The organism is Roseiarcus sp., from assembly GCF_052145395.1.
Taxonomy (GTDB): domain Bacteria; phylum Pseudomonadota; class Alphaproteobacteria; order Rhizobiales; family Beijerinckiaceae; genus Roseiarcus.
Map to the genome: position 1 here is coordinate 1 of NZ_JBKQOT010000505.1, position 6,758 is coordinate 6,758.

Consider the following 6,758-nt stretch of genomic DNA (forward strand, 5'->3'; position numbering starts at 1 on the left):
ACGGCCAGCCCAGCCTGTGGGCTTTTCTTCTCGACAAAGTGAAGGTCGGCCGGGGCGAGCGCGTCCTCCATCTCGGGTGCGGAATGGGTTATTACACCGCGATCCTCGCCGAACTCGGCGGGCCTGAGGGCGCGGTGCTCGCGCTGGAGATCGACGCGCCGCTCGCTGGGACGGCGCGAGAGGCGCTCACGGATCGCTTGCTGCGGGCGACGGACGCCGAGACGCGGCCGTAGCCGGTCGCCGCTCCTTCGCTGAATCGTGACTGGCATGTCAGGCGGCAGCCCCCTATGTAGCCGGCATGCCCGCCCTCACGACCCATCGCCCGCTCGTCCTTGCCGCCGTGATGGCGTCGAATTTCATGATCGCCATAGAGGCGACCATTGTCTCGACGGCCATGCCGCAGATCGCGGCGGAGCTCGGCAGGCTCTCGCTCTACAGCTGGGTGTTCGCCGCCTTCCTGCTGACCCAGACCGCGACGACCGTCGTGTTCGGCAAACTCTCCGACCTCAGGGGCCGCAAGGTCGTCATGCTTTCCGGCATCGCGATCTTCCTCTTCGGCTCGCTGCTGTGCGGCTTCGCCTGGTCGATGCCGTCGCTGATCGTCTTCCGCCTCGCGCAGGGCGTGGGCGCGGGCGCGGTGCAGCCGGTGGCGATGACGATCGTCGGCGACCTCTATTCGGTTCACGAGCGCGGAAAGATCCAGGGCTGGCTCGCAAGCGTATGGGCCATTTCCGCCATTCTCGGTCCGCTTGTCGGCTCGCTCATCATCCAGCGCTGGTCGTGGGCGTGGATTTTTTGGATGAACCTGCCGATTGGGATCGTCGCCTCGGCGGGCTACTGGTTCTACCTGCACGAAAAGAAGTCGGAGGCTCGCGGGACGATCGACCATTTGAGCGCGGGCGTGTTCACCGTCGCCATTGCCGCGATCATGGCCCTCATGACCGCCTTTTCGACCGCCGGCTGGACCGAGATCGCGATCATTGCAGCGATCGCGGTCGCGGCGGTCGCGGGTTTCGTCGTCCAGGAGCGCCGCTCGCCGGAGCCGATGATCTCGCTCGACCTCTGGGGGCGCCGGCCGATTGCGGCGGTCAACGCCTCGTCGCTTTTTGCCGGCATGGTGATGATCGGCCTGACCACGTTCCTGCCGGTGTTCGTGCAGGGGGTGATGGGCCGGCCGCCTCTGACGGCGGGCTTCGCCCTGTCGGCGATGGTGATGGGCTGGCCGCTCGGCGCGACGCTGTCGCCGCGCCTGTGGAAGCGGTTCAGCGTGCGCAGCGTGCTGCGGGGAGGCTCGGCGCTGGTCCCGCTCGGCGCGCTCGCCTTCGTCTTTCTTCAGGCGGAGACGCCGCCCGTCGTCGCGGGACTCGGCTCCGCGGTCGTCGGTTTCGGCATGGGGCTGTCGAGCAGCGCGTCGATCGTGCTGATCCAGGAGATCGTCGATTGGTCCGAGCGCGGCAGCGTCACCGCCGCCTATCTCTTCGCCCGGACGCTCGGCAGCACGTTCGGCGCGACCGTGTTCGGCGCCGTGCTCAACTTCGGCCTCATGCACGCGGGGCTCGGCGCGGTCACCTCCGAGCAGCTTCGGAAGCTGCTCGAAGGCGGGGCGGCGGCGAACGGCATTCTGAAGGCCGCGCTCGACGGCTCGCTGCGCGTGACCTTCGTCTCGATGTTCGTCGTCGCGCTTCTGGTCGCGGCGACGGCGGCGCTGGTGCCGAAGGTCAAGTTCGCGGCGCGGCGCGCGCCTGCTGAATGAGCGGCAGTCGGATCACATCAAGAGGCCGCCGCCGACCGTCACGACCTGGCCGCTGATGTAGTTCGATTCCGGCGTGCAGAAGAGATAAACCGCGTCCGCCGCCTCCTCGGGCGTGCCCGCGCGGCCGAGCGGGATGAGGCGATCCATCGCCTGCAGGAGACGAGGCGGACGCCGACCTTGATTTCGCGGCCGGCGATATCGATCGTCGCCTGCATCTCCTCGATCGCCTGGGTCAGCCGGGTCTGGATCAGCCCGAAGGCGACGCAATTGACGTTGACCTTGTAGCGTCCCCACTCCTTGCACAGCGTGCGGGTGACGCCGACGACCGCAGCCTTGGCCGCCGAGTAGCTGACCTGACCGGGGTTGCCGTAGAGACCGGCGAGCGAGGAGATGTTGACGACCTTCCGAAACACCTCGCGCCCTTCCGCCGCCTCCTGCTTGGCGAAGATCCGGATCGGCTCGGCGGCGGCGCGCAAGATGCGGAATGGCGCGACGAGATGCACGTCGAGCATTGCCTGGAACTGCTCGTCGTTCATCTTCTGGATGGTCGAGTCCCAGGTATAGCCGGCGTTGTTGACGATGATGTCGAGGCCGCCGAGCGTGTCGGTCGCCGCGCCCACGAAGCGTTCCGCGAAGCCCGGCTTGGTCACGTCGCCGTTGACGGCGACCGCCTCGCCGCCCGCGGCTTTGATTTCGGCGGCGACCGCGTCGCCCGGACCGGAATCGAGGTCGTTGACCGCCAGCTTAGCGCCATGCTGGGCGAGCTTCAGCGGGATCGCCCGGCCGATGGCCCGGCCCGAGCCGGAAACGAGCGCGACTTTTCCTTCCAAGTTGCTCATCAGGCCTCCCCAAAGATCACAGCGCGACGATCGCTTCGCCGGCGAGCTTGACGTCGCCAGTCTCGTCCCGGGCGGTGAGCGCGAGCCGGGCGCGGCGCTCGCCGTCCGCCTCGAAGAGTTCCGCGACCGTCCCTTCGCAGGCGATCGCCGCGCCGAGTTGGGTGATGGCGACAAAACGGGTCGAGAAGGCGCGCAGCCGATCCGGCGACACGGCGTCGGTCACGGCCTGGCCGAGCAGGCCCATGACCAGCATGCCGTGGGAGAAAACGTCGGGGAAGCCGGCCTTCTTGGCGAAATCGCTGTCGATGTGGATCGGGTTGTGATCGCCGGACGCCCCTGCGTAGAGGGCGAGCTTGGCGCGGGTGATGGCGGGAAACGACTTGGCGACGACCGCGTCGCCAACCTTCGCATCATCGAGCCGGACGGTCATGAGAAAACCCCTAATTGCGGACGACGACGACGCGGACACAGTCTGCGACCGGCTCTCCGCGCTGGTTGGTCACGCGGGTCGTCACGTCAATCATCGTCAGTGCGCCGCCCTTCTTCTGCTGCACAGCGGTGACGCTGGAAGCGAAGGTCAGCTCGTCGTCGACATAAACTTGCGCGCGATAGACGAACTTCTGCTCGCCATGCAGGATGCGGGCGATGTCGACCTTGAGCGCCTCGAGGATCGCGAACCGCTCGTCGTTGTCGATCATCTCCAGGCAGAACAGGTACGTCGGCGGAATCGGCTGGCCGGCGAAGCCGGCCGCCTTCGCGGCTTCCGCGTCGCGATAGACCGGGTTCGTCTCGCCGAGCGTCTCGAGAAAGAACCGGAACCGGCCCGGCTCGACGCGGGCGTGCGTTGGCCGGAACCTCATTCCGATGGCGGAGGCGTCGACCATTTCGCCCTCACGTCCGCTCGTACAGGGTCACGACGCAGGCGCCGCCGAGGCCGAGATTGTGCTGAAGCGCGTGGCGCACCCCCTCGACCTGGGTCGGGCCGGCGGTCCCGCGCAACTGGCGGGTCAGCTCGTAGCATTGAGCGAGCCCGGTCGCGCCGAGCGGATGGCCCTTGCTCAGAAGGCCGCCCGACGGGTTGGTCACCACCCGTCCCCCAAAGGTGTTGTCGCCGGCGTCGATGAAGTCCTGCGCGCCGCCCTCTGGGCAGAGTCCCAGCGCCTCGTAAGTGATCAGTTCGTTGTGGGCGAAGCAGTCGTGCAACTCGACGACCTTGATCTCCGTGGGGCCGATCCCGGACTGCTTGTAGACTGTGTTCGCCGCCGCCTTCGCCATGTCGTAGCCGACGAGCCGCATCATGTCGCGCGTTTCGAAGGTGGAGGGTGTGTCGGTTGTCATCGCCTGGGTCTTGATCGCGACGTCGGCGTTGAGGCCATGCTCTTTGGCGAAGCTCTCCGAAACCAGTACCGCCGCCGCGCCGCCGCAGGTCGGCGGACAGGCCATGAGGCGGGTCATCACGCCGGGCCAGATCGCCGTGTCGTTCATGACGTCGTCGACGCTGACCTCTTTGCGGAAGATCGCCAGCGGATTGGCCTTGGCATGGCGGCTCGCCTTGGCGCGGACCTTGGCGAAGGCGTCAAGCTTCGTCCCGTATTTCTTCATGTGCGCGAGGCCGGCGCCGCCGAAGTAGCGCAGTGCGAGGGGAATGCCGGGCGCATCGATAAGTTCGTCGGCGAGGGCGTCGAAGTCTTCGAAGGCGCTCGGTCGGTCTGTGTACACCGACCCCAGTGCGCCCGGCTTCATCTGCTCGAACCCGAGCGCGAGCACGCAATCGGCGGCGCCGGACGCCACCGCCTGGCGGGCGAGAAAGAGCGCCGTCGAACCGGTCGAGCAGTTGTTGTTGACGTTTATGATCGGGACGCCGGTCAGCCCCAAGCGATAGAGCGCCCGTTGGCCCGAGGTGGAGTCGCCGTAGACGTAGCCGACATAGGCCTGCTCGATGGCGTCATAGGACACGCCGGCGTCTGCGAGGGCGCGCTTCCCGGCCTCGGCGCCCATCTCGTGATACGGCGCGCTCGCGCCGGGCTTGGCGAACGGGATCATGCCGACGCCCGCGACGATCACCTTGGACGCCATCGTCTCCTCCGTATTTTACCGGCTAGACATTATATGACCCTTCGGTCATATATGGTGCGGCAAGGCCTGTCAAGAAAGACGCGCGCGGGCATGACTGCAGCCAGACTGATTGTCGAGGATCCGCCCTGGACGCCGTTCGAGGACCGCCGGCGCTTGCGCGACGAGAAGCGCGAGGCTGTGCTGCGCATGGCGGTCAGGCTGTTTCTCGAGGAAGGCTATCACCGCACGCCGCTCGCCAGGATCGCCGAGCGGCTCAACATCACCAAGCCCGCGCTCTACAATTATTTCCGCAGCAAGGACGAGATTCTTTCCGAACTCTTCCGTCTCGGCGACGAGCAATACGAGGAGCGCTTCGGCCGTATCGCAGGCGAAGCCGGCAATGGGCTCGAGAAACTGAAGGCGTTGATCCGCGCCTACGCCTGGTCGATGACCACGGACTTCGGCATGTGCTTCGCGAGGCTCGACGACCGGGAACTTGGCGACGAGGCGCGCACCGCGGTCAGACGCTCGAAGCGGCGTTACGATCTGGCCTTCCGCCGAGAAATCGAGCGCGGGATCGAGGACGGATCGATCCGCTCCTGCGACGCAAGGCTCGCCGCGTTCGCGGTCGCCGGCGCGCTGAACGGGATCGCCGACTGGTATAAACCGGGCGGGCGGCTTTCCGCCGAGGCCATCGCCGAGGAATTCGCGGTGCGGCTGACGGAGGGATTGGCGGCCTGATCCGCATGAACAGCGGACGCGCGAGACCGTCGCGTCCCAGGGAGGAGCATGATGGCGGCGCTCGATATCGACCGGGCCGAATTCCTGCGGGAGGACGAGATCGTCATCTTCGCGAGGTCGGTGGAAAAATTCTTCGACGAGCACGCGCCGCCCGAGCGCGTCGAGTCCTGGCGGCGAGACGGAATCGTCGAGCGGTCGTTTTGGCGCGAGGCGGGCGAAGCGGGGCTCCTGTGCCTCGCCGTTCCGGAAGAATACGGCGGACCCGGCGGCGACTTCCGCCACGAGGTTGTGCTGATGGAGGCGATCGCACGGCGGCAAGTCAGCGGGTTCGCAGCCGCGCTGCACAACGCGATCGTTGCGCCCTACATCCTGCACTATGGCTCGGAGCAGCAGAAGCGGCGCTGGATTCCGAAAATGGCCTCCGGCGAATTCATCGGCGCGATCGCGATGACCGAGCCGGGCGCCGGCTCCGACCTTCAGGGCGTCAGGACAACCGCCCGGCTCGACGGCAACCAGTATGTCGTCAACGGCCAGAAGACCTTCATCAGCAACGGACAGCTCGCCGATCTCGTCATCGTGGTCGCCAAGACCGATCCGGCCAAGGGCGCCAAGGGAACGTCGCTGATTGTCGTCGAGACCGCGGACGCCCCCGGCTTCAAGCGCGGGCGCAATCTCGACAAGGTCGGCATGGAGGCGCAGGACACCTCCGAGCTCTTCTTCGACGACGTCCGCGTTCCGACATCGAATCTGCTGGGCGCGCAAGAGGGCTTGGGCTTCGTGCAGCTGATGCAACAGCTGCCGCAGGAGCGTCTGACGATCGGGATCGGCGGCGTGGCGGTCATCGAGCAGGCGCTCGACGACACGATCGCGTACGTCAAGGAGCGCAAGGCCTTCGGCCAGCGGCTGATCGACTTCCAGAACACCCAGTTCAGGCTGGCCGAGTGCAAGACCGAGGCGACGGTCGCGCGGGTCTTCGTGGACCGGCTGATCGGCCTGCATCTCGAGGGCAAACTCGACGCGGCGACCGCGTCGATGGCGAAATACTGGGTGTCGGAACTCGAGAACAAGATCGTGGACACGTGCCTGCAGCTCTTCGGCGGTTACGGCTACATGAACGAATATCCGATCGCGCGCATGTTTCGCGACAGCCGGGTCCAGCGCATCTACGGCGGCGCCAACGAGATCATGAAAGTGTTGATCGCGCGCACGCTTTAGCGCCGTGCGCCGGCCGAAAAAGGGAAGAGAGCGCAAGTGGCGATGACCATCTATGAGCGGCGCGGCGCAATCGCGCTCATCACGCTCAACAATCCCGAGAAAATGAACGCGCTCGGCGGCACGATGCTCGCCGATCTCACCGCCGCCTTTGCCGC

At 66.5% G+C, this 6,758-nt stretch carries 6 protein-coding genes and 2 pseudogenes; 4 read left to right on the forward strand and 4 right to left on the reverse strand.

Annotation, left to right across the window (positions count from 1 at the left end; all coding sequences use genetic code 11):
• Both ACLP25_RS17325 and ACLP25_RS17330 read left to right on the forward strand, forming a co-directional pair.
• A pseudogene (locus ACLP25_RS17325) lies at positions 1 to 233 on the forward strand (hypothetical protein); the annotation flags it as partial.
• A gap of 65 nt (positions 234 to 298) precedes the next feature.
• Positions 299 to 1,753, forward strand: coding sequence for an MDR family MFS transporter (locus ACLP25_RS17330; RefSeq protein ID WP_442470421.1), 1,455 nt, complete (start codon positions 299 to 301; stop codon positions 1,751 to 1,753).
• A gap of 12 nt (positions 1,754 to 1,765) precedes the next feature.
• On the opposite strand, the pseudogene ACLP25_RS17335 reads toward ACLP25_RS17330, so the two are convergent.
• The 4 genes and pseudogenes from ACLP25_RS17335 to ACLP25_RS17350 form a co-directional block, all read right to left on the reverse strand.
• Positions 1,766 to 2,592, reverse strand: a pseudogene (locus ACLP25_RS17335) (SDR family NAD(P)-dependent oxidoreductase).
• A 16-nt stretch (positions 2,593 to 2,608) separates the two neighbouring features.
• A complete protein-coding gene (locus ACLP25_RS17340) occupies positions 2,609 to 3,022 on the reverse strand; it encodes a MaoC/PaaZ C-terminal domain-containing protein (protein ID WP_442470422.1) in 414 nt (137 codons plus the stop codon).
• 10 nt (positions 3,023 to 3,032) lie between these two features.
• On the reverse strand, positions 3,033 to 3,476 hold the full coding sequence (locus tag ACLP25_RS17345; protein WP_442470423.1) for a MaoC family dehydratase N-terminal domain-containing protein: 444 nt from the start codon (positions 3,474 to 3,476) through the stop codon (positions 3,033 to 3,035).
• 7 nt (positions 3,477 to 3,483) lie between these two features.
• Positions 3,484 to 4,668 carry a lipid-transfer protein gene (locus ACLP25_RS17350; protein ID WP_442470424.1) on the reverse strand — a complete coding sequence of 395 codons (1,185 nt, stop codon included), beginning with the start codon at positions 4,666 to 4,668 and terminating at the stop codon, positions 3,484 to 3,486.
• A gap of 90 nt (positions 4,669 to 4,758) precedes the next feature.
• Between ACLP25_RS17350 and ACLP25_RS17355 the strand changes: the two genes are divergently transcribed.
• Together ACLP25_RS17355 and ACLP25_RS17360 are read left to right on the forward strand one after the other, a co-directional pair.
• The gene (locus ACLP25_RS17355) at positions 4,759 to 5,388 is read left to right on the forward strand and encodes a TetR/AcrR family transcriptional regulator (protein ID WP_442470425.1); all 630 of its coding nucleotides are present in this window, start codon (positions 4,759 to 4,761) and stop codon (positions 5,386 to 5,388) included.
• Between the two features lie 51 nt (positions 5,389 to 5,439).
• Entirely contained in the window at positions 5,440 to 6,603 is a 1,164-nt protein-coding gene (locus ACLP25_RS17360; protein ID WP_442470426.1) for an acyl-CoA dehydrogenase family protein, read from the forward strand.
• Positions 6,604 to 6,758: the final 155 nt, after the last annotated feature.

Excerpts from the sequence above, each read along its gene's own strand:
- ACLP25_RS17340 (WP_442470422.1), bottom strand. The coding sequence starts at position 3,022 with ATGACCGTCCGGCTCGATGATGCGAAGGTTGGCGACGCGGTCGTCGCC.
- ACLP25_RS17355 (WP_442470425.1), top strand. The coding sequence starts at position 4,759 with ATGACTGCAGCCAGACTGATTGTCGAGGATCCGCCCTGGACGCCGTTC.
- ACLP25_RS17345 (WP_442470423.1), bottom strand. The coding sequence starts at position 3,476 with ATGGTCGACGCCTCCGCCATCGGAATGAGGTTCCGGCCAACGCACGCC.
- ACLP25_RS17350 (WP_442470424.1), bottom strand. The coding sequence starts at position 4,668 with ATGGCGTCCAAGGTGATCGTCGCGGGCGTCGGCATGATCCCGTTCGCC.
- ACLP25_RS17360 (WP_442470426.1), top strand. The coding sequence starts at position 5,440 with ATGGCGGCGCTCGATATCGACCGGGCCGAATTCCTGCGGGAGGACGAG.
- ACLP25_RS17330 (WP_442470421.1), top strand. The coding sequence starts at position 299 with ATGCCCGCCCTCACGACCCATCGCCCGCTCGTCCTTGCCGCCGTGATG.